General features: G+C 65.5%; 18 protein-coding genes and 1 pseudogene. 4 read left to right on the top strand and 15 right to left on the bottom strand.

Annotated features, from left to right (window positions below; translation table 11 throughout):
• Window positions 1-383: pseudogene (locus Q0105_RS02800) on the top strand (histone); the annotation flags it as partial.
• A gap of 141 nt (window positions 384-524) precedes the next feature.
• Here the strand turns inward: Q0105_RS02800 and Q0105_RS02805 are convergent.
• The 7 genes from Q0105_RS02805 to Q0105_RS02835 all read right to left on the bottom strand — a co-directional run bounded on the left by Q0105_RS02805 (window position 525) and on the right by Q0105_RS02835 (window position 7212).
• Window positions 525-1421 (bottom strand): carbohydrate kinase family protein, encoded by an 897-nt coding sequence (locus Q0105_RS02805; protein WP_298208531.1) that lies wholly within the window; start codon window positions 1419-1421, stop codon window positions 525-527.
• A 48-nt stretch (window positions 1422-1469) separates the two neighbouring features.
• Entirely contained in the window at window positions 1470-3023 is a 1554-nt protein-coding gene (locus Q0105_RS02810) for a DUF3426 domain-containing protein (protein WP_298208533.1), read from the bottom strand.
• A gap of 55 nt (window positions 3024-3078) precedes the next feature.
• Complete coding sequence (gene prmA / locus Q0105_RS02815) at window positions 3079-3981, bottom strand: 50S ribosomal protein L11 methyltransferase (RefSeq protein ID WP_298208535.1); 903 nt, start codon at window positions 3979-3981, stop codon at window positions 3079-3081.
• 78 nt (window positions 3982-4059) lie between these two features.
• Window positions 4060-5409: an acetyl-CoA carboxylase biotin carboxylase subunit gene (gene accC / locus Q0105_RS02820; RefSeq protein ID WP_298208538.1), complete on the bottom strand. Its 1350-nt coding sequence runs from the start codon at window positions 5407-5409 to the stop codon at window positions 4060-4062.
• Between the two features lie 7 nt (window positions 5410-5416).
• Entirely contained in the window at window positions 5417-5875 is a 459-nt protein-coding gene (gene accB / locus Q0105_RS02825) for an acetyl-CoA carboxylase biotin carboxyl carrier protein (protein WP_298208540.1), read from the bottom strand.
• 159 nt (window positions 5876-6034) lie between these two features.
• A complete protein-coding gene (locus Q0105_RS02830) occupies window positions 6035-6616 on the bottom strand; it encodes a TlpA disulfide reductase family protein (protein WP_298208542.1) in 582 nt (193 codons plus the stop codon).
• Window positions 6613-7212 (bottom strand): hypothetical protein, encoded by a 600-nt coding sequence (locus Q0105_RS02835; protein ID WP_298208544.1) that lies wholly within the window; start codon window positions 7210-7212, stop codon window positions 6613-6615. Before Q0105_RS02835 ends, Q0105_RS02830 begins: the two co-directional genes overlap by 4 nt.
• Window positions 7213-7417: 205 nt before the next feature.
• Between Q0105_RS02835 and mpl the strand changes: the two genes are divergently transcribed.
• Window positions 7418-8839, top strand: coding sequence for a UDP-N-acetylmuramate:L-alanyl-gamma-D-glutamyl-meso-diaminopimelate ligase (mpl, locus tag Q0105_RS02840; RefSeq protein ID WP_298208546.1), 1422 nt, complete (start codon window positions 7418-7420; stop codon window positions 8837-8839).
• A 44-nt stretch (window positions 8840-8883) separates the two neighbouring features.
• On the opposite strand, the gene Q0105_RS02845 is transcribed toward mpl, so the two are convergent.
• The 7 genes from Q0105_RS02845 to Q0105_RS02875 form a co-directional block, all read right to left on the bottom strand.
• Complete coding sequence (locus tag Q0105_RS02845) at window positions 8884-9195, bottom strand: hypothetical protein (protein ID WP_298208548.1); 312 nt, start codon at window positions 9193-9195, stop codon at window positions 8884-8886.
• Window positions 9196-9305: 110 nt separating this feature from the next.
• Window positions 9306-10427, bottom strand: coding sequence for a 3-deoxy-7-phosphoheptulonate synthase (locus Q0105_RS02850; protein WP_298208550.1), 1122 nt, complete (start codon window positions 10425-10427; stop codon window positions 9306-9308).
• Window positions 10428-10688: 261 nt separating this feature from the next.
• On the bottom strand, window positions 10689-11252 hold the full coding sequence (locus tag Q0105_RS02855; RefSeq protein WP_298208552.1) for a hypothetical protein: 564 nt from the start codon (window positions 11250-11252) through the stop codon (window positions 10689-10691).
• Between the two features lie 92 nt (window positions 11253-11344).
• Window positions 11345-12829 carry a metalloprotease TldD gene (gene tldD / locus Q0105_RS02860; RefSeq protein WP_298208554.1) on the bottom strand — a complete coding sequence of 495 codons (1485 nt, stop codon included), beginning with the start codon at window positions 12827-12829 and terminating at the stop codon, window positions 11345-11347.
• Between the two features lie 242 nt (window positions 12830-13071).
• Complete coding sequence (locus Q0105_RS02865; protein ID WP_298208555.1) at window positions 13072-13413, bottom strand: YegP family protein; 342 nt, start codon at window positions 13411-13413, stop codon at window positions 13072-13074.
• A gap of 85 nt (window positions 13414-13498) precedes the next feature.
• Window positions 13499-14671, bottom strand: a complete 1173-nt coding sequence (gene rodA / locus Q0105_RS02870; protein ID WP_298208557.1) for a rod shape-determining protein RodA — start codon at window positions 14669-14671, stop codon at window positions 13499-13501.
• A gap of 20 nt (window positions 14672-14691) precedes the next feature.
• Window positions 14692-17130 (bottom strand): serine/threonine protein kinase, encoded by a 2439-nt coding sequence (locus tag Q0105_RS02875; RefSeq protein WP_298208559.1) that lies wholly within the window; start codon window positions 17128-17130, stop codon window positions 14692-14694.
• Between the two features lie 94 nt (window positions 17131-17224).
• On the opposite strand from Q0105_RS02875, the gene Q0105_RS02880 reads away from it, so the two are divergent.
• Window positions 17225-17809 (top strand): YqiA/YcfP family alpha/beta fold hydrolase, encoded by a 585-nt coding sequence (locus tag Q0105_RS02880; RefSeq protein ID WP_298208561.1) that lies wholly within the window; start codon window positions 17225-17227, stop codon window positions 17807-17809.
• Window positions 17810-17823: 14 nt separating this feature from the next.
• Here Q0105_RS02880 and Q0105_RS02885 read toward each other — a convergent pair whose 3' ends face one another.
• Window positions 17824-19401: a Wzy polymerase domain-containing protein gene (locus Q0105_RS02885; RefSeq protein WP_298208563.1), complete on the bottom strand. Its 1578-nt coding sequence runs from the start codon at window positions 19399-19401 to the stop codon at window positions 17824-17826.
• Window positions 19402-19517: 116 nt separating this feature from the next.
• Here Q0105_RS02885 and Q0105_RS02890 point away from each other — a divergent pair, with 116 nt between their 5' ends.
• The gene (locus Q0105_RS02890; RefSeq protein WP_298208565.1) at window positions 19518-21587 is read left to right on the top strand and encodes an RNB domain-containing ribonuclease; all 2070 of its coding nucleotides are present in this window, start codon (window positions 19518-19520) and stop codon (window positions 21585-21587) included.
• Window positions 21588-21599 lie beyond the last annotated feature (12 nt).

Genomic DNA, 21599 nt, shown 5'->3' on the forward strand with positions numbered 1-21599 from the left:
CAGTAGCAGCGAAGAAGGCCGCACCTGCCAAGAAGGCAGCAGCACCGGCAAAGAAAGCCGCTCCCGCCAAAAAGGCAGTAGCAGCGAAGAAGGCCGCACCTGCCAAGAAGGCAGCAGCACCGGCAAAGAAGGCCGCTCCCGCCAAAAAGGCAGTAGCAGCGAAGAAGGCCGCACCTGCCAAGAAGCCTGCAGCGCCCGCCAAGAAGGCCGCTCCTGCCAAAAAAGCAGCAGCACCCGCCAAGAAGGCTGTCGCCAAGGCCCCTGCCAAGAAAGCTGCACCGGCCAAGAAGGCCCCCAAGGCGCCTGCCCCTGCTGCCCCTGCAGCACAGACCACCCTGAATCCTCAGGCGGCCTGGCCCTTTCCTACGGGCAACAAGCCTTAATACCGGCGTACTACGCGCTCAACCCGGTGCCTGTGCACCGGGTTTTTTTACGCCTGCCGAAAACAGGTGAACGCCAGCAGCAGGGCAGCGTTGGCACGAAATACATTTCGCCCGGCCCCTCAACCCGCGCCGCACCTCGCATCACGCCACGGCAAAATCCAGCACGTAGTTCTGGGGTCCACGTTGCGCGATCTTGAGCGCACCGACACGGTTGCCCAATTCTGCGCAGCGCACCAGCGTCCAGCCCTTTTCCAGGCCAAACAACAGGGCACCACGCCACGCATCGCCGCAACCGGTGGGGTCTACCACCTGCGCAGGCACCACAGCGGGTACATGGGTTTTTTCTCCATCCACCCAGACCTCGCAGCCTTCGGCGCCCTGCGTGACCACCACCCCCTTCACCTTGCGCGAAATCTCCGCGAGAGTCCAGCCCGTGCGATCGCACAGCATCTTGCCCTCGTAGTCGTTCACCGTCACCCAAGACGCCTGCTCAATGAAGAGCGACAGTTCTTCGCCATTGAACATGGGCAGCCCCTGGCCCGGATCGAACACAAAAGGAATGCCCGCCGCCACGAATTGGGCGGCGTGCTGGAGCATGGCATCGCGCCCGTCCGGCGCGATGATTCCCACGCTCACCGTGGCATCTGCCTCGATACGGTTTCCGTGCGCCTGCATCATGGCGCCGGGGTGGAAGGCCGTGATCTGGTTGTTGTCACGGTCGGTCATGATCATGGCCTGCGCGGTGTAGGTGTCTTGCACCTGGCCCACGTGGCGGCCGCTGATGCCCTGGGACTTCAGCCGCTCCAGATAGTCGGCGCCATCGCTGCCGAGCATGGCCATGGGCAAGGGCTCGCCACCCAACAGCTTGAGGCTGTAGGCAATATTGCCCGCGCACCCACCAAAATCGCGGCGCAGGGACGGCACCAAAAAGGACACATTGAGGATGTGCAACTGGTCGGGCAGTATCTGTTCTGCAAACCGCCCCTCGAAGGTCATGATGGTGTCGAACGCCAGGGAACCACAAATAAGGGCAGCCATATTGAAATTGAATGAAAGGGTAAGAGGGAAAAAATTGCGAGGCGAATCTCAGGGATAGAAAGCCAGCAGCCGGTATCCCGCAACACGGGCCCCGCCGGTGGTCACGATCACCGAGACCGAGGTGCTCCACTCGCCGCGCGCTGGCAGTTCTGCAGGCGCGCCCATGTCAGTGGGCAACAAGACCCGCCGGAGCACAGGCTGGTCCTGGGCATCGGTCAGCGTCAGCTCAACGGCCGGCATCGCAAGCGGGATGTCTGCCTTGCTCTTCATCGCAAAAGCAAGTTGATAGCTGTCTCCCCTGGCCTTGTTGAAGGAAGAACTGTCGATCACCATGTCGGCGATCTGGCGCCGTGGTGCGACCTCGCAACGCAAGGGTTCACACAGTCTTTGCAGCCACGGTCTCGCGCGGGCGTCCATGGCCGCGATACGGTCACGCTCCTGGATCACCATCTGCCCCGCCAACCCCAGGGTCAACAGCAGCACCACCAGCACCAGCACCACGCGCACCGCTGGCTTGCGCCAGAACGCCTTGCGCCGCGCCGCAACCACAAAGCTGACCTCCGGACTCTCGTCATGCGTTTCGTCATCGCCTGCACCGCCCGCATCCGCAGCACTGCGGGTGGATTTGCGCGAGCGCGCCTGCAACACCGCCGCCGGGGAGTCGTCGGCCACCAGCTCCAATGCCGCAGCAGGTGGCTCCACAAAGGCCACCGAGGGCAAGGCATCCGGCACCGACAGCGGTGGCTCCGCAACGGGCGCAGAAGAAGATGGGGATTGACCAAGTTCTGCGTCGGACGGCGGCACGATTGGCGGAAGTGGCGCGGGGATCTCCAACGGCGGATAGGCTTCTTCAGACCTCGCTGTAGCCCCGACAGACGCCACGGCCCCCTCGACGTCCGAGGCCACCAGATCGACGGGCGGGTGGGGATCAGGCAAATCAGCAAGGCTGGTGGCGGGGGGGCGTTCGTAGCCTTCGCTCAACGCCTCCTTGGCAGGATCTGCCACAAGCACCGATGCGCCCGTAATCGGCATCTCGGGGGGTAGCGCATCCGCCACATCAAACAACACCTCATCGCCCCCTGATTCCACCGCAGCGGCGGGCTCGTGGAGGGGTTTTGCCTCGCTCGGTTCCGGTAGCGACGGCGAAGGGGGTCGCCAGGCAAACGGCGCAGCGGGTGATGGACCAGAGCCTGCAGCACCCGGCTCGGCAACGAGGAACGCAGGCACCGCGGGGTCGGGTATTTCCAACACCGGCGTTGCCGTAGCGGCAGGCACGGCCAGCGATACCCCATCGGTATGGGGCGACCCCACATGGGTCGACAAGGGTGGTGGCGGCTCTTGCCTATCGCGTGTTTCGCGGAAACGGCTACCCCAGCCAGGCGCCGGATCGGCTTTGCGCTCCACCGGTGCTGGGGGGGGCCGCACATCGGTCAACGACACATCCGGCAACAGCGCGGGGGCCGCCACGGGCAGCAAATGCGCCGAGGCGTCAAACACCTCCTTGCATTGGCCGCAGCGCACCCATCCTTCCGATATGCGCAATTGGTCTGCCACAACCTTGAAGGACGTGGCGCAGGACGGGCAGCGAGTGATCTGGCTCATCAGCGGAGGATTGTAGGGGCCGCGCCAGGCTGGCCCAAGCGGGATACGCGCAGGCTCAGCGCTTGGCGGTCATCAGTATCCAGCCGTCTTCGGTATCAGCAACTTCCAACTGCACCCAGGGCGCATAGGCTTCTTTCAGTTCGTCCGCCTGCCGCTCCAGAATGCCCGCCAGAACCAGATGGCCGCCCGGCGCCACATGGGCACACAACAAGGGGGCCAGCACCCGCAGGGGCGTGGCCAGAATGTTGGCCAACACCGTCTGGTATTCGCCCCGTGCCTTGTCCGGCAGGCCCGCGTGCAACAACACCTCGTTGGCCTGGGCGTTCTGGGCCGTGGACTCGACGGCAGCGGGATCGATGTCCACTGCGTCAATGTCCGTGGCCCCGAACTTGGCGGCGCCGATGGCCAGGATGCCCGAGCCACAACCGTAATCCAGCACCCGGCCCAGCGGATTGCCCGCCTCTGGCTGCGTTGCACCATTGCGTGCGATCCATCGCAGGCACATGCGCGTGGTGGGGTGGGTGCCGGTGCCAAATGCAAGCCCTGGGTCCAGGCGGATGCTGCGCACGGCCTGCGCGGGCAACTCGTGCCAGGTGGGCACGATCCAGAAATCCGGCGTGATGTCCACGGGCGCAAACTGCGACTGCGTGAGCCGCACCCAGTCCTGCTCGGCGACCTGCGCCACGCCCAGCACCTGGCAACCTTCAAAGAAGTCCTGCACCGCCAGCAGCTGCTGCGCTTCGCGGGCGGCGGCCTCGGTTGAAAACAGCGCGACCACGCGGCTGCGCTGCCATCCATCCTTGGGCGGGGGCATGCCGGGCTCGCCAAACAGCGCCTGCTCGGCGTCGGTCTGGGCATCGGCGTCCTCCACCGACACGCTCAAGGCATCGAGTGCATCCAGCGCATCGCTGACTGGTTCGATACAGTCCTCGGGGCACATCAGAATCAGCTCAAACATGGAACAACGCCTCTCAGAAAAATGAAATGCTGACCCCCGTTGCCAGGGGCCAGCATGGAATACAGCCGCGTGCCGTCTTCAACGTTTGTGCTGCGACAGCCACTCTTCCAGGTAGTGGATGTTGGTGCCACCGGCCATGAACTTGGCGTCCACCATCAGCTCGCGGTGCAGCGGCACGTTGGTGTTGATGCCTTCGATCACCGTCTCGGACAGTGCCGTGCGCATGCGGGCCAGCGCCTGCTCGCGCGTGTCGCCGTGCACGATGATCTTGCCGATCATCGAGTCGTAGTTGGGCGGCACGAAGTAGTTGGTGTAGGCATGCGAATCCACACGCACGCCGGGGCCGCCCGGTGGATGCCAGGTGGTGATGCGCCCTGGCGACGGGACGAACTTGTAGGGATCTTCCGCATTCACACGGCACTCGATGGCATGGCCACGGATCTCGATCTGGCGCTGCGTGAACGGCAGCTTTTCGCCCGCCGCCACCATGATCTGCGTCTTCACGATGTCCACGCCCGTAACCCATTCCGTCACGGGGTGTTCCACCTGCACGCGGGTGTTCATTTCGATGAAATAGAACTCGCCGTTTTCGTACAGGAACTCGAACGTGCCCGCACCGCGGTAGCCGATCTTCTTGCAGGCAGCCACGCAGCGCTCGCCGATCTTCTCGATCAGCTTGCGGGGAATGCCCGGCGCTGGCGCCTCTTCGATCACCTTCTGGTGGCGGCGCTGCATGGAGCAGTCGCGCTCGCCCAGATAAACCGCGTTGCGGTGCTTGTCGGCCAGGATCTGGATTTCGATGTGACGCGGGTTCTGGAGGAACTTCTCCATGTACACCGCAGGATTACCAAACGCGGCGCCCGCCTCGGCCTTGGTCATCTGCACGGCGTTGACCAGCGCGGCCTCGGTGTGCACCACGCGCATGCCCCGGCCACCACCGCCACCAGCGGCCTTGATGATGACGGGGTAGCCCACGGCCTTGGCGATGCGGCGGATCTGCACCGGATCATCGGGCAATTCGCCCTCGGAGCCCGGCACGCAGGGCACGCCCGCGCGGATCATGGCCTGTTTGGCCGACACCTTGTCGCCCATGATACGGATCGACTCGGGCGTGGGGCCGATGAACTGAAAACCGCTTTTTTCGACGCGCTCGGCGAAATCAGCGTTCTCCGACAGGAAACCGTAGCCGGGGTGGATGGCCTCGGCATCGGTCACTTCGGCGGCCGAGATGATGGCCGGCATATTGAGGTAGGACAGCGGCGAGGGCGCGGGGCCGATGCACACCGCCTCTTCAGCCAGCTTGACGTACTTGGCGTCGCGGTCGGCCTCGGAATAGACCATCACGGCCTTGATCCCGAGTTCGCTGCATGCGCGCTGAATGCGCAGAGCGATCTCCCCACGATTCGCAACGAGAATCTTCTTGAACATGGGCACCTTATTCGATGACGAACAGCGGCTGTCCGTATTCCACCGCCTGGCCGTTCTCGCCCAGGATGCGGGTGACCGTGCCCGACTTGTCGGCCTCGATCTCGTTGAGGATCTTCATGGCCTCGATGATGCAGATGGTCTCGCCCTCTTTGACCTGGCTGCCCACTTCGACGAATGCCTTGGCACCGGGGCTGGACGAGCGGTAGAAGGTACCCACCATGGGCGACTTGACGATATGGCCTGCAGGCGCTGCGGCCACAGGCGGCGCGGGCAGCTCGGCCACAGGTGCGGCCGCCGGTGCGGCGGCAGCAGGGGCGGCCTGCATAGGGGCCGGAACATACTGCTGAACCACGGCACCGCCACTTTTGACGATGCGGACTTTGCCCTCGGCCTCCGTGATTTCGAGTTCGGACACATTCGACTCGGACACGAGATCGATGAGGGTTTTGAGTTTTCGCAGATCCATGGAAGCTCCAACGGCTATTTAACTGAATAGGGCGCGAATTTACTCCAATTTCACCCTATCGCAGCCTTTCACATGCATTTTCCACAAACTTCGGCATGGAAATTCAAGGCCGCAGGACTGCCAATCGGTGCATTTCGCAGGAAACAAAGGCCTCAGGGCTCAGCGCAGCGGGGCCCACAATTGCAAATCCTGCGGTGTCACCTGCCCCATTTTACGGTGCAGCACCCGCCCCTCCCCGCCCAGCACCACCGTGAACGGCAGCCCGCCCGTCAGATTGCCCAGCGAGCGCCCCAGGTCGGTGCCCCCCAGGCCCGCCAACCCCACCGGAAACTCCAGCGGAATGCGCGCCAGGAACTTGCGCACGGCCGAAGGCTGGTCGATGGCCAAACCCAGAACTTGCCAGCCTTTGGCGGTCTGTTCACGGTAGAAGGCGTTGAGCATGGGCAACTCCTCCACACAGGGCGGGCACCAGGTGGCCCAGAAATTCAGCAGCAAGGGCTTGCCCGCAAAGAACTTCATCGCGAGGGTTCCGCCCTCGGGCTTCTCGAACTCCATGCCCCACAGCGCCTGCTCGGCCCCAGGCTGCAGGGCGTGCGGCTGAAACTTCCACCAGGCAAACCCCGCCCCACCCAAAGCCGCAGCACCTGCAACGCCCGCATACAGCAGGCGGCGGCGGGCGGGCGACGGTGCTCCGGCAGGGGTAACGGTTTCAGATTGGGGCGGATGGGCAAGATTCGTCATGGAGCGCTGGTTTCCTGGAGCAAGCGGCGCACGGCCGTCATGTCGCCGCGCGGAACGCGGCCTTTGGCATCGGGCTTCAAGGCGCCCCGCAGATCGTCGAGGTCGTAGATGAGCAGATGCACGCCGATCATCTCATTGAGCTCGGGCGACTTGCTGCCCAAGCTCAAGGCTTCGACCGATTCGCCATGAAAGCCGGTCACCGTGCGGGGTTCGTAGTCCACATGATGGTCTATCAGCGCTATCTCTGCTGATTTAGGGTCATCACAAAACAACTGCAAATAAATATCCGACAAGCGCGTGGCAGTGCCATGCCACACGGCACCACCCAGGTGCGGGCGGAAAGCCGCCATGCGCTCCATCCAGACCAGCGCCAGCTGGCGCAGCGCCCTCAACTCGCGCGGCTGCGTATCGGCACAGAAGATCTGGATGTACTCGCGCACTGCCGCCTCAACCAGGTCGTTGTCGGGTAGCGGGGTGCGGGCCGGCAGCCCCATCTGGCGCAGCGCACGGCGCTTGGCTGGCCCCCATTCAAGCCCTTCCTCCACCACCAGGCGGGCCGTGGTGTGGGCGATTTCCTCGCTCAAAGGTGTGTGCATGGCTGTGGACGGCAACAAAGGAGCCCGCATTGTGCGCGCGAACGGCCAGCGCAGCCCCGCAGTCCGCCGAACCTGGCCACCTGATCAGGGCGGGAATTTTCCATTTACTATAATTTTGATAGCTGGTAGCGCTTATAAATAAAGCGCCAGATGCCAATTTCACCTTGAATGGATAGCCCTTTCACCGGCCTTAGAATCTGCCCCCATGCATATACACATACTGGGCATCTGCGGCACGTTCATGGGGGGGCTCGCTGCGCTGGCGCGCGAGGCGGGCCACAAGGTCACCGGCTGCGACGCAGGCGTCTATCCACCAATGAGCGACCAGTTGCGGGCCCTGGGCATCGATCTCATTGAAGGCTTTGGCGCCGACCAGTTGGCCCTTGCGCCCGACATGTTCGTGGTCGGCAACGTGGTCAGCCGCGCCCGGCTGCCGGACGGCTCGCCCAAGTTTCCGCTGATGGAGGCCATCCTGGACGCGGGCCTGCCCTATACCAGCGGCCCACAATGGCTGGCCGAGCATGTGCTGCAGGGGCGCCACGTGCTGGCCGTTGCGGGCACACACGGCAAGACCACCACCACCTCGATGCTGGCCTGGGTGCTGGAAAGCGCGGGGCAGCAGCCCGGTTTCCTGATCGGCGGTGTGCCGCTGAACTTTGGCCTGTCCGCCCGACTGGGCGCCCCCCAACGGCCCGCACCCGGCCCCATGCCGCTGGGCGCGGCGCCGCTGTTCGTGATCGAGGCCGACGAATACGACACGGCGTTTTTCGACAAGCGCAGCAAGTTTGTGCACTACCGCCCCCGCACCGCCGTGCTCAACAACCTGGAGTTCGACCACGCCGACATCTTTGACGACCTGGCCGCCATCGAACGCCAGTTCCACCATCTGGTGCGCACCGTGCCGCCGTCAGGCCGCGTGGTCGTCAACGGGCTGGAAGAAAGCCTGGCCCGCGTGCTGCACACCGGCTGCTGGAGCGAGGTGAGCAGCTTCGGCGCGGCCGTGAGCGATTTTTCCGCCGTGGGCGACCCGCAGGCGTTTGACGTGATCCACCAGGGCCAACGGGTCGCGCGCGTGGAGTGGGCGCTGACCGGTGTGCACAACCAGCTCAACGCACTGGCCGCCATCGCCGCTGCCCACCATGTGGGCGTGCCACCCGAGCAGGCAGCCGCTGCGCTGGGGAGTTTTCAGAACGTCAAGCGGCGCATGGAGCTGCGCGGCACCGTGAACAGCATTGCGGTGTATGACGATTTTGCGCACCACCCAACCGCACTGCGCACCACGCTGGACGGCCTGCGCCGCAGCCTGGGTGCTAGCGCCCGCATCCTGGCGGTGTTCGAGCCCCGCAGCAACACGATGAAGCTGGGCGCCATGAAAAGCCAGTTGCCCTGGGCGCTGGAGCCCGCCGACCTGGCGTTCTGCCACACGGCCGGGCTGGACTGGGACGCGGCCCAGGCACTCGCCCCCCTGGGCGTGGGCCCCGGCCAACGCGCACAGACCGCTGCCGACATCGACACCCTGGTGGCCCTGGTCACACAGGCCGCCCGGCCTGGGGACCATGTGGTGTGCATGAGCAACGGCGGGTTTGGGGGCATCCACGCCAAGCTGCTGCAATCGCTACAAAATTAATAGCTGCTAGCGCTTGCCCATCAAGCGCTAGCAGCCAAATTGGCTCAAAACGTGACCGCCATCCCCGGCACGTCCACCCGCACAACGGGCTTGGCCAGCGCAGCGCTGGCGGCGCGCGCAAAGTCGCGCGACCACGCGGGGTCTGCCAGCAACGAGGCCCCGGCGGCGCGGGCCACGGTCAGCACCTTGTCGGCCAGCAGCACCTTGCCGCTGGCGCGCAGGGGCTCGCAGTCCAGCGAGGTAAATTGCTCATCCAGCCAGCGTCGGCCGGCCTCATTGCCCATGGGCTCCGCGCCCTCCAGGTCAAACCGAAACTCCTGGTGACCGTCCAGCTTGACCGACACTTCGCTGTGCATGATGACTCGCCTTTCTTCTGTTCTGAAATCAACGCCTGGGACAACACAGGAGCGTGCAGTCCACAGGCCTGAGTTTAGAGCCTGAGCCTGCCTGCAGCAGGCCCCAAAACTCAGCGCGCGCGGCGCGCCTTCACGGCGGCGGACAACTCGGCCAGCGCCTTGAGCGAATCGTCCCAGCCCAGGCAGGCGTCGGTGATGCTCTTGCCGTATTCAAGCGCCCCCGGCTGGTCCTTGCCGGGCGTGAACTTCTGGGCGCCTGCGTTCAGGTGGCTTTCGATCATGAGGCCGAACACGCTGCGCGAGCCGCCAGCGAGCTGCGTGGCGATGTCGCGGGCCACATCCAACTGCTTTTCGTGCTGCTTGCTGCTGTTGGCGTGGCTGCAATCCACCATCAGCGTGGCGGGCAGCTTGGCGGCTTCGAGGTCCTTGCAGGCGGCGGCCACGCTAGCGGCGTCGTAATTGGGGGTCTTGCCGCCCCGCAGGATCACGTGGCAATCCTTGTTGCCCTTGGTGTTGACGATGGCGACCTGGCCGTTCTTGTGCACCGACAGGAAGTGGTGGCCCCGGCTGGCCGACTGGATGGCGTCGGTGGCGATGCGGATGTTGCCGTCGGTGCCGTTCTTGAAGCCGATGGGCGCCGAGAGGCCGGACGCCAGTTCGCGGTGCACCTGGCTTTCGGTGGTGCGCGCGCCGATGGCGCCCCAGCTGATGAGGTCACCGATGTACTGGGGTGAGATCACGTCCAGGAACTCGCTGCCCGCAGGCATGCCCAGGCGGTTGATTTCGATGAGCAACTGGCGCGCGATGCGCAGGCCTTCGTCGATGCGGTAGCTCTCGTCGAGGTAGGGGTCGTTGATGAGCCCCTTCCAGCCCACGGTGGTGCGGGGCTTCTCGAAGTACACGCGCATCACGATTTCCAGGGTATCGGCGTACTGGGTGCGCACGGCCATCAGGCGGCGAGCGTATTCGACGGCCGCGCCCGGATCGTGGATGGAGCACGGGCCGATGACGACCAGCAAGCGGTCATCCTTGCCGGCCATGATGTTGTGGATGTTCTTGCGGGTCTGGGTGATCAGCGTCTCGACCGGCGTGCCGCCGATCGGGAAAAAGCGGATCAGGTGCTCGGGAGGAGGCAACACGGTGATGTCCTTGATACGTTCGTCGTCGGTCTGGCTGGTTTTTTCGACGCTGCGGTACCAGGCATCGCTGGTGGGGGTGTTGGAGACCGTCATGGTTGCTTCCTCGTGGAGTAGATGTAGTGGTGAATGAAGAAAAACGGGAGGGCAGAAAAACAAAAACCGCCGGGCTTTGCAGCGTCGGCGGTTGGTATGGGGAGGTTGTGTTTGCTTGCGCGTTTTCCTCTCATCCGCCGGGGACCGAGATAAAAAACCAAAAATAAAACGCGCTGCGAACTTGCATGGCAGCCAATGTAGCACAGGTGTGCGGCGGTGCAGCAAACACAGGATGTTGCAATTTCACGACAAACACAGGCATCACCGCCCGGATTTCGCCCCGCCGGAGCGGCCCCAGCGGTTCAGCCAGGCACGCGCGCGCTGCAGCGCAGACGCCTTCTTGCGCAGCGGCGTATCCATCAAGTCGCTGGGAGGATCGTTGTGGTGCTCGTACATGTCGATGAGCAGCAGCGCCTCGCCCAGCGTGCGCCAGGCCAGCAGCTCGAAATGGTCGAAGCTCGCGCTCTCCTTGGAGCTTCGGCGCTCCAGCATCTGCTGCCAGTCAACAATGGCGTTGCGCAGCTCGCGCAATGCGGCCTGGTAGGCATCGAACTCATACAGCGCGTGCCAGGCCGATCCGAGGCCGGTGAGGAACAACTGGTGCTCACGCGCGCAGTGCGACAGGGTGGCGACGCGGCGCATGATGTCGGCCGTGTCGGTGCTGGTGCGACGGATGCGGACGGCCTCGTCGATCTGCATGGACAAGGCACCCAGGCTGTCTCGCAACTGGCGGGAATCCTCGTCCGCCACGCCTTCGCGCAAAAAGCGGCTGATGTCTCCAAACGACTGGAGTGTCAGCAGTTGGCTGGGACGCGTGGCAGGCATGGTCTTTCCATTTTGCGCTGCCCACGGGCCGCTGTGCAGCGCTTTACATCACGGCAAATGCAGCGGGCGGAAGGGGCCGCCCCCAAAGAGGTTCAGGCCGTTCCGCCCACCGTCAGCCCCTCGATGCGCAAGGTGGGCTGGCCCACACCCACGGGCACGCTCTGGCCTTCCTTGCCGCAGGTGCCCACGCCGCTGTCAAGGCGCATGTCGTTGCCGATCATGGTCACCTTCTTGAGCGACTCGGGGCCGCTGCCGACGATGGTGGCGCCCTTGACGGGGTACTGGATCTTGCCGTTTTCCACCCAGTAGGCTTCGCTGGCCGAGAACACGAACTTGCCCGAGGTGATGTCCACCTGGCCGCCGCCAAAGTTGCTGGCGTACAGCCCCTTCTTGATGCTGGCGATGATCTCTTGCGGGTCCTTGTCGCCGCCCAGCATGTAGGTGTTGGTCATGCGCGGCATGGGGATGTGCGCATAACTCTCTCGCCGGCCGTTGCCAGTGGGCGCCACACCCATCAGGCGTGCGTTGAGCGAATCCTGGATGTAGCCCTTCAGGATACCGTCCTCGATCAGCACGTTGCGCTGGCTGGCATGGCCCTCGTCGTCCACGTTGAGCGAGCCGCGGCGGTCGGCAATGGTGCCGTCATCCAGCACCGTGACGCCCTTGGCTGCCACGCGCTGGCCGATGCGGCCGCTGAAGGCGCTGGAGCCCTTGCGATTGAAGTCGCCCTCCAGCCCATGGCCCACGGCCTCGTGCAGCAGGATGCCGGGCCAGCCCGAGCCCAGCACCACGGTCATCTCGCCCGCAGGTGCGGGGCGTGATTCGAGGTTGACCAGGGCCGCATGCACGGCCTCGTCCACATACTTGCCCATCTGCTCATCGTCGAAGTAGGCCAGGCCGAAACGGCCGCCGCCGCCCGCAGAGCCCACCTCGCGGCGGCCATTTTGCTCGGCGATCACGGTGACCGACAGGCGCACCAGGGGGCGCACATCGGCGGCCAGGGTGCCATCGGCGCGGGCCACCAGCACCACGTCGTATTCGCTGGCCAGCCCAGCCATCACCTGTGCCACGCGCGGGTCCTTGGCGCGGGCGCGTTGCTCCAGCCGCTCCAGCAGCGCCACTTTGGCGGTGCTGTCCAGCGAAGCGATCGGGTCCACGCCAGGGTAGAGGCTGCGGCTGGTTGCTATCTTTTTAGGAGCCATTCGCGCTTTACCTGCCTGCGCAACAGCCGAAATAGACCGCACGGTGCGGGCCGCATCCAGCAGCGACGCCTCGGAGATGTCGTCCGAATACGCAAAGGCCGTCTTCTCGCCGCTGACCGCGCGCACACCCACGCCCTGGTCGATGCTGAACGAGCCCGTCTTGACGATGCCTTCCTCCAGGCTCCAGCCCTCGCTGCGCGTGTACTGGAAGTACAGGTCCGCGTCGTCCACCTTGTGGGTGCGGATCTCGGCCAGGGCGCGGGCCAGGTGGCCTTCGTCGAGACCGAACGGGGTCAACAGCAGTTCGCGGGCAACATCGATGCGCTGGCTGGTCGCCGCGCGCTGAGGGGCGGCTGTGGGGGTGCGGAAGGTCATCGGGGCATTTTAGGGCGTATCACCATTCAATTCCCCAAGCGAAAGCCATCCAGGCCGTGCAGTGCTAGGCGCCCTGAGTGCCGTGTAGCTCGGCTACACAAACGAAGGGCAACGACGCAATGCGCGGCCAGCGCGTGGGGGATTGAATGGTGACACGCCCTAAGCGTGCCGCCATGCCCGTAGGGATGCAGGGGCACGCACGGTGCCCCTGCCACTCGGCCACTGAGCGCTGGAGCGCCCGGTCAGCCCGCAGCGGTGAGGTCGCTGGTCACCGCGCCTGGTGCGTTCTGCTGCACGGACTCGATGCCCGCGTCGCGCGCTTTTTCGCCAGAGTACATCTGGCTTTGGCCGATCACCTGGCCATTGGCCGCCTTGAGCGTGAAGTACGGAGAGCCGTCCTTGGCGCTGAGCCGGCTGTACCGGCCGCCATCCGGGCCGTTCTTCTTGACGGATTCGATGCCGTTGAGCGCGCTCGCCTTGGAGTCATACATCTCGCTGGTCAGGATGACCTGCCCATTGCCCGCCAGCAGATTAAAGACAAATTTATCGTTCTTGGACTTCTTCAGCTCGAACTTCGACGCCATGAGGGAACCTCCAGAGATTGCCAAAACACAGTTGGCAGTCGCTTTGTACCCGGAACGCCCCGCGCGCGCAACGCCGCCGCCCCGGCTACAAAGCCTGGCGGGGGTCTTTGGTGTCTTGCTTCTGCGCCCGCGCCACCGACATCAGAATGCCCAGCGCCAACCCCAGGGTGACCATGGCCGTGCCGCCATAGCTGATGAACGGCAAGGGCACCCCCACCACGGGCAGGATGCCGCTGACCATGCCCATGTTCACGAAGGCATAGGTGAAGAAAATCATCGACACAGCCCCCGCCATCAGGCGGCCGAACAGGCTGTTGGCCCCTGCGGCAATGGCCAGGCCCCGCCAGACGAGCAACAAAAAGCAAATGATCAAAAACAGGTTGCCCGCCAGCCCGAATTCTTCGGAGAAAGCGGCGAAGATGAAGTCGGTGGTGCGCTCGGGGATGAACTCCAGGTGGGTCTGTGTGCCCGCCATGAAGCCCTTGCCCCACATGCCGCCCGAGCCGATGGCGATCATGCCCTGGATGATGTGGAACCCCTTGCCCAACGGATCGCGGGTGGGGTCGAGCAGCGTGCACACGCGCTGCTGCTGGTAGTCGTGCAGCACCACCCAGCGCACGCCGTCCGCGCAAAGCTGGTCGCCCAGCAGCACCAGCGTGAGAATTCCCAGCCCGCCGATCAGCACGGGCGGCAGGATCAGCTTCCACGACAGGCCCGCAAAGAAGATAACCGACAGCCCCGCCGCCAGCACCAAAAGCGAGGTTCCCAGGTCGGGCTGCTTCATGATCAACCCCACCGGCACCACAAGCAGCAGCCCCGCCGCCGCAAAATCGAGCGGGCGCAGCGTGCCTTCGCGCTTCTGGAACCACCAGGCCAGCATCAGGGGCATGGCGATCTTGAGGATTTCACTGGGCTGGATGACGATGCCCACATTGATCCAGCGCGTCGCCCCTTTTTTGGTGATGCCGAACAGCGCCACGGCCACCAAAAGCGCCACGCCCGCCACATACAGCGGCACGGCGCAGGCCATGATCTTTTGCGGCGGCACCTGAGACACCATGAAAAGGATGGCGCCCGCGATCAGCATGTTGCGCCCATGGTCCACAAAACGCGTGCCATGGTCGAACCCCGACGAGTACATGGCCAACAGGCCCGCGCAGGCCAACACCAGCACCAGCAGGATGAGCGGAAGGTCGAACCCGCGAAACAGGGGAACCAGGCGCTGGGAGAGCGTGGGTTTTTCAAATACGACGGCCATCCCCCGATTATCGGGCGCCGTCACCCCGCCTGGCGAAAGGCCATCACCGCCTGGTTGCGCAGGGTGCGCAGCAGGCCCAGGGCCTTGTCGTCCACCACGATGCCGCCCGCGCTGGACTGGTCGGCATAGATCAAGGCAAAGGGCTGCCCCTTGATCTGCAGTGGCAGCAGCAGGAACGAGGGGGCGTCGAGCCCCGTGCGGTACCACTGCGGCAGGCGCGCCTGCATGCGGGGCTCGGTGGCGTCGTTGATCAGCGTGTCGGCGCCGCGCAGGCACACGGCAGCAAACAGGTCGCCCTGGGCCTTGAGCGGCACCTTCATGGCGCGCACGGCGGCCTCGCTGCCCTCGCCCAGGCCAAAACGGCCGGTCAGCGTCTCCGTCTTGGCATCGCGCAGGCAAAACACCATGCGCCGAAACCCCAGCGCGCGGAACATGGTCTCCAGAATCATGCGCAGCACGTCGTTGAGCTGAAAGTTCTCGACCATGGCATTGGTGATGTCCTGGATGCCTGCCGCCAGCACCTCGTTGACCTGCTCCACCGACACCGCGCCCCCCGCCTGCGAAGCAAGCACGGCGGGCAAAGGCTGGGTTTCGCTGGCCCGCAGCTCGTGGGAGCCCAGGGCATCGTCGGGGGCAGGGGCGGCACCCGGTGCCACCGGCAGCCGCAGCAGCCGGGCGGCGGGCGCATCGGGCGCCACACGCAGATCCAGCGCCTCGGCCAGCGCCACCAGCTTGTGGCGCGCGCGCAGGGTGGCTTCGGCAATCGCCTCGGCCGACAGGGCCAGCGTGCGCGCGTACCGGGCGCCGATCTGCCCCAGTTGTGCCTCCATCTGGGCAGGATCGCCCAACAGCAAGGTGCTGGCCACTTCATTGGCGGCCGTGGCGGCCCAGCGCAGGCGCTCCACGCCCTGCTCGGGCGCGCGCTGCATGGGCGAACCCATGGGCTTGCGCATGCAGCGCTGCAGGCTCTCGGGCAGCCCCCAGACGCGGGCCACGCCCACCCCCAGCTCCTCGAACCCAAGGCCCAGCACCTGCAGGGCGGCCGATTCTTCGCCGCCCTCTATCCTCCCCGACGCCACCAGGCTGCGCACCTGCCCGGCCTCTTCGGGAAAATAAAACTCGCACAACATGCGCCCCAGGTTCTGAAACATGGCGCCGATGAAGGCCTCTTCGGCCGCCTGGCTGCTCTCGCACAGCTCCGCCGCCACCGACCCGGCCATCATGGCGCGCAAAAACTCCTCGCGCATCTGGCTGGCATGGGCCTTGTCCTGCATGTGATCGAGCAGCACCAGGCTCAGCGCCATGTTGCGCACGGCGTTGAAACCCACCAGGCTCACCGCGCGCGACACCGTGCTGATGGTGCCCCGGCTGGCATGCGCGAAATGCACGCTGTTCACCAGGCGCAGCAGCTTGTTGGTCAGCGCCACGTCCTTGAGGATCTCGTGCGTGAGGTCGCTGATGCTGTCGTCTTCCGAGTTGGCCACCCGCTGGATACGCGCCACCGAATCCGACAGCGCCGGGAAATCGCTCTTGTGCCGCATGCGCCGCAGCAAAAAGTCCAGCGTGGCATTGCTTGCCGCCGAGGGCGCGCTCACCGGGGCCGCCCAGGCACGCAGCGCATCGCGAAGCTCCGCCGCCGATGCGTAGCGCTGGCTGGGGTCGCGCGCCATGGCGCGCTGCAAAATGGCCCGCAGGCCGTCGTCCACACCCGGCCCCAGGTCCTCGGGCAGCGCCAGGCTCTCGTTGGCAATGCGGTACAGCGCCTGCCAGGTGTCCTTCTGGTGAATGAGCGGCCGCCCCGTGAGCAACTCAACCAGCACCAGTGCAGCCGAATACACGTCCATGGCAGGCGTGGGCGCGGCGCCTGCGGCGGCTTCGGGCGCCATGTAGGCGGGCGTGCCGCTGGCCAGTTGGGCATCGGGCGCGGCCTGCACGGTGGCGGCCAGGCCAAAGTCCATCACCCGCGCGTGGCGATGGGCATCGACCATGATGTTGGAGGGCTTGAGGTCGCGGTGCACGATGCCCGCCTGGTGCGCCGCGTGCAGGCCGTCGAGCGCATCCACCATCAGCGCCACAGCATCGTGCGGCGTGCACCGCCCCTGCTGGGCCAGGTGCTCGGCCAGCGTGCGGCCGGGCACGTACTCAAACACGATGTAAGGCTGCAGGCCCTGCACATCGGCCTCGAACACCGGCACGATGTAGGGGTGGGCCAGGCGCCCCACGTGGCGCGCCTCGCGCAGCCACTGCTCCAGCACCGACGGGTCCTGGTCCTGCAGGGGCCGCATGAGCTTGATGGCCACCTCGCGCTGCAGGCGCGGGTCCACCGCCAGCCAAACGGTGGCCTGGGCACCCCGGCCCAGTTGCTTCTTCAGCTCGAACCGGCCCAGGGTTGCTGGGGGCTTGTCGCCCGGCCCAAGCGCCCAGCGCCGGGTGGTGGAAAGCGGGGCAGAATCGGGCATGGCGCCTTGTGGTTACGATTTGATACCACCTATCTTATGCCTGCGCCACCCGGCATGAAGCAGTGATTCCCCTGCCCCGCATTCCCCAATTCCGATGACCACTACCCACCTTCTGTACCTGCACGGCTTTCGCTCGTCGCCCCTGTCGGCCAAGGCCCGGCAGATGGCGGCCCATGTGGCGCGGCACCATCCGAAGGTCACCTTTTGGTGCCCCCAACTGCCGCCGTCGCCAAAGACCGCCATGGCGCTGGTGGCAGAGGGCATCGCCCAGTGGCCGCACCAGGCCATGGGGGTGGTCGGATCGTCGCTGGGTGGGTTTTATGCCAGTTGGGTGGCGCAGCAGGCTGGCTGCCCCAGCGTGATGCTGAACCCCGCCGTGGACCCGGCCCGCGACCTGGCGCGCTACATCGGCGAGCAGACCACCTGGCAAAACCCCGCCGAGCGCTTCTTTTTTCTACCCGAATACATCGCGGAACTTGAGGCCCTGGACATGCGTGGCCGCCCGCCAGCCGCGCCCGAGCTGGCCATCATCGCCAAGGGCGACGAGGTGCTCGATTGGCACGAAATGGCCTGGCGCTACCCCAAGGCCCAGCAGATCGTGCTGGAGGGCGGTGACCACGCGCTGGGCAACTTTGCGGACTACCTGCCGCAGGTGGTGGAGTTTCTGGACCTGGCCTGAGCAGACACATCCCGCTACGGAGCCGCCCGGCTGGCGCCCTTCCACCGCTCGTACTCGCCTGGATAGGCGATGCGATAGCGCTTGATGTGGAACGCGGCCTCGTCGTCCTGACCCAGTTGCACGGCGCTTTCGATCAGCGCCTGGATGACACGGGGCTCGGGCGAGAAATGCAGCAGCGCCGTCGCCAGCACATGCATCTGCGGAGCGTTCTCCCGCGTTACCGGGGTGGTGGACAGCAGCGCGAAATCCACCTGGTCCGAGAAAAACAGCGTGTCAGACACTTTGCCCATGGTGTCGTCCTGGTACGCCGCAGGCCGCTGCGGCACGGGCCGGTACAGCATGCCGACGCGGTAGTAATCCCACACCACCATTCCGCCCAGTGCCACCGCGCCCGCCAGCCCAAGAACGGCGGCGGCCTTGGCTGCCGGCAAGGTCGCCCAGCGCGGCAGCCCCCCTTGCCACAACAAGGCTACCGCCAGCACCGTGACCAACTGGAAAGGGCCGTACCACAGGGGAAACTCCAGCAGGCTGTGCACCCCGACGATGGCCAGGATGCCCCAGGCGAGTTGCCGCGCTGGGTTCACCTCGCGCCAAGGCCGCGCGCGCAGCACCCAGGCCACCACCGCAGCGCAGGCCAGCACGGCCACCGGCAGGCCCAGTTCCACGGCCAGTTGCAGCGGCAGGTTGTGGGCGTTGTCCAGCAGCACACAAAACCGGACTCCGGGGAACAGGGTGACGTAATGCGCATAGTCCAGCTCGCCCCAGCCCCAGCCCAGCCAGGGTTTCTGGGCGATCAGGTACAGCACATTGGCCCAGAGGGCGCGGCGGCTCTCGCACCGGTGCCCTTCGTCCACGAAGCGGGTGAAGAGGCCATCGGTGGTGAAACCCGTCCAGTCGAGCAGTAGGCCCGGCAACAGCCATGCCGCGGCCGCATACAACAGGATGCCCACCAGCGACAGGCCAAGCGCCAGTCGGCCACTGCTTGCGCGCCACACCACCAGCAGGCCCACGATAAACAACCACTGCAGAGCCCCTGTGCGCGACGACGTTGCGGCACTGGCCGCAGCCAGCAGCGCCAGCCCCCAGGCCAGGAGCAACCCCGTCAGCCACTGCGGCCAATGCGGCCAAGCCCGCCCACCGCCCAGCAGAACCGCCCCCGCCCGCCCATCCAGGCGCGCCTGCAACTGCGCCACCATCCACAACAAGGCCCAGACGCCCAGGCTCAGCAGCGACGCCTGCTGATTGCGCTGGCGCAGGTTGCCGATGGCCTGGCCGGGCGTGGACGACTGGATCCAGGGCGACCACCCCAGGTCGCCCCCAAAATACTGCGCCAGCCCGATCACGCCGCCCACAACCGCCGCCAGCACCAGGCCTGCGGCCAATTGCGCAGCCATGAAATCGCGCCAGCCCGCCCGTACCTGCCGCCGCACGCCCCCTGCACGCCACACCATCAGCATCAAAATTACCGCCCCGCAAGACCAGGAGGCCATGAGCGGCCAAAAATTGGCATTCGGGGCCTGGGTGATGCCAAAAACAAAGGGCAGCGCCAGGGCCACCAGAAACAGCGGCGCGGCAACGGCGTCAAAAAGCATGGAGCTCACTCAGGATGGGTTCGGCGGCGGGGCGGTATCGGCGAGGTGGTGCGCATCATAGGGGGCAGGCCAGCACGAGCCTCGGGCCGGTGCAAGCCCATGGGACAATCCCCGCCATGCATGCACTGTTTGAAGAAGCCGGCAAATTCATGGCCGGACGTATCCTGTCGGAAGCCGACACCTCGGCCCAGGTGGAGCTGGACTCGGGCAAGCGGGTCAAGGTCAAGGCCGCCCACATCCTGCTGAAGTTCGAAAAACCCGCGCCCGCCGAGCTCGTTGCCCAGGCCCAGGCCGTGGCCGAGACCATTGAGCTGGACCTGGCCTGGGAATTCGCGCCCGAAGACGAGTTCGGCTTTGCCGACCTGGCGCGCGACTATTTCTCGGAGAACGCCACCCTGGCCCAGCAGGCGGGCGCGCTGTTTCGCCTGTACGACGCGCCGCACTATTTCCGCCGCGCTGGCAAGGGCCGGTTCAAGAAGGCGTCGGCCGAGATCCTGCAGCAGGCGCTGGCAGCCATCGAGAAGAAAAAAGCCGTCCTCGCGCAGATCGATGAGTGGGCCGCCGCCCTGGGCAAAGGCGAATGCCCGCAGCCCATCCGCGACCAGCTCTACAAGATTTTGTTCAAGCCCGACAAGAACGCGCCCGAGTACAAGGCCGTGGTCGAGGCCAGCCGCGCCACACACACCGCGCCGCTCGATCTGCTGCAAAAGGCCGGGGCCATCGATTCCAGCTACCAGTTCCACTGGAAGCGCTTTTTGTTCGAGAACTTCCCCAAAGGCACGGGCTTTCCGTCCGTCACTGCGCCGGTCATTGCCGACGAGCTGCCGCTGTCGCCCGCGCAGGCGTATTCCATCGACGATTCACAAACCACTGAAATCGACGATGCGCTGTCGGTGCAGGGCCTGGGCACGGGCACCGTGGTGCTGGGCATTCACATCGCCGCGCCGGGCCTGGCCATCCAGCCGGGCAGCGCCATCGACCAGTTGGGCCGGGCGCGCCTGTCCACCGTGTACATGCCGGGCTACAAGATCACCATGCTGCCCGACGATGTGGTGCAGACCTACACGCTGGACGAGGGCCGCGCCAACCCGGCCGTGTCGCTGTACGTCACCATCGACGAAGCCACGCTGGAGTTCAAAAGCTCCGAGACCAAGCTCGAGCGCGTGCACGTGGCCGCCAACCTGCGCCACGACCAGCTCGACAGCGTGGTGACAGAGGCCTGGCTCACCGACCCAGCGTTTGAGCATCAAAACGACCCCCAGCGCTTGTCCGACATGCGCGAGCAGCTATCATTTTTATATCGCCTTGCCAAAGACCTGAAAGCCCGCCGCGAGGTGGTGCGTGGCAAGCCCGAGAACTTCAACCGGCCGGACTACAACTTCCGCCTGGTCGGCAACAACGGCGCCGAGCCCACGGGCGACGAGCAGGTGCAGATCAGCGTACGCCAGCGCGGTGCGCCGCTCGATTTGATCGTGGCCGAGGCCATGATCGTCGCCAACAGCACCTGGGGCAGTTGGATGGCCGAGCTGGGTGTGCCCGGCATCTACCGCAGCCAGGCCAGCATGGCACCGGGCGTGAAGGTGCGCATGGGCACCAAGGCGCTGCCGCACGCGGGCATTGGCGTCAAAGCCTATTCGTGGGCCACCTCGCCCCTGCGCCGCTACACCGACCTGGTGAACCAGTGGCAGATCATTGCCTGCGCGCGCCACGGCAAAACCGCCGCGCTGGCCGCGCCCTTCAAGCCCAAGGATGCGGACCTGTTCTCCATCATCAGCAGCTTTGACGCCGCCTACAGCGCCTACAACGGCTACCAGGGGGGCATGGAGCGCTTCTGGACGCTCAAGTACGTAGAGCAGAACGGCATCACCGAGCTGAACGCCACCGTCTTCAAGGAAGGCCCCGGCGGCAGCTTTTTGGTGCGGGCGGACGATATTCCGCTGGTCTTCCCCGTGCTGGGCGCGCAGAACCTGCCGCGCGGCGCGCGCCTGAAAGTCAAACTGGGCGAGGTAGACGAGATCACCCTGGACATCCACGGCACCGTGATCGAGCGCCTGGACGACCCGGCGGATGCCAGCGACGACGGCCCGGCAGATGACGAAGGCGATGACGACGCCGTGGCAGGCCCCATCGCCATCGCGGTGGACGTGAACGAGGCACCAGCCGACGCCGCAGCCGCCACCCCCTGATAATTGCCGGCG

Origin of the sequence: Acidovorax sp. (assembly GCF_027492855.1) — a bacterium.
GTDB lineage: Bacteria > Pseudomonadota > Gammaproteobacteria > Burkholderiales > Burkholderiaceae_C > Acidovorax.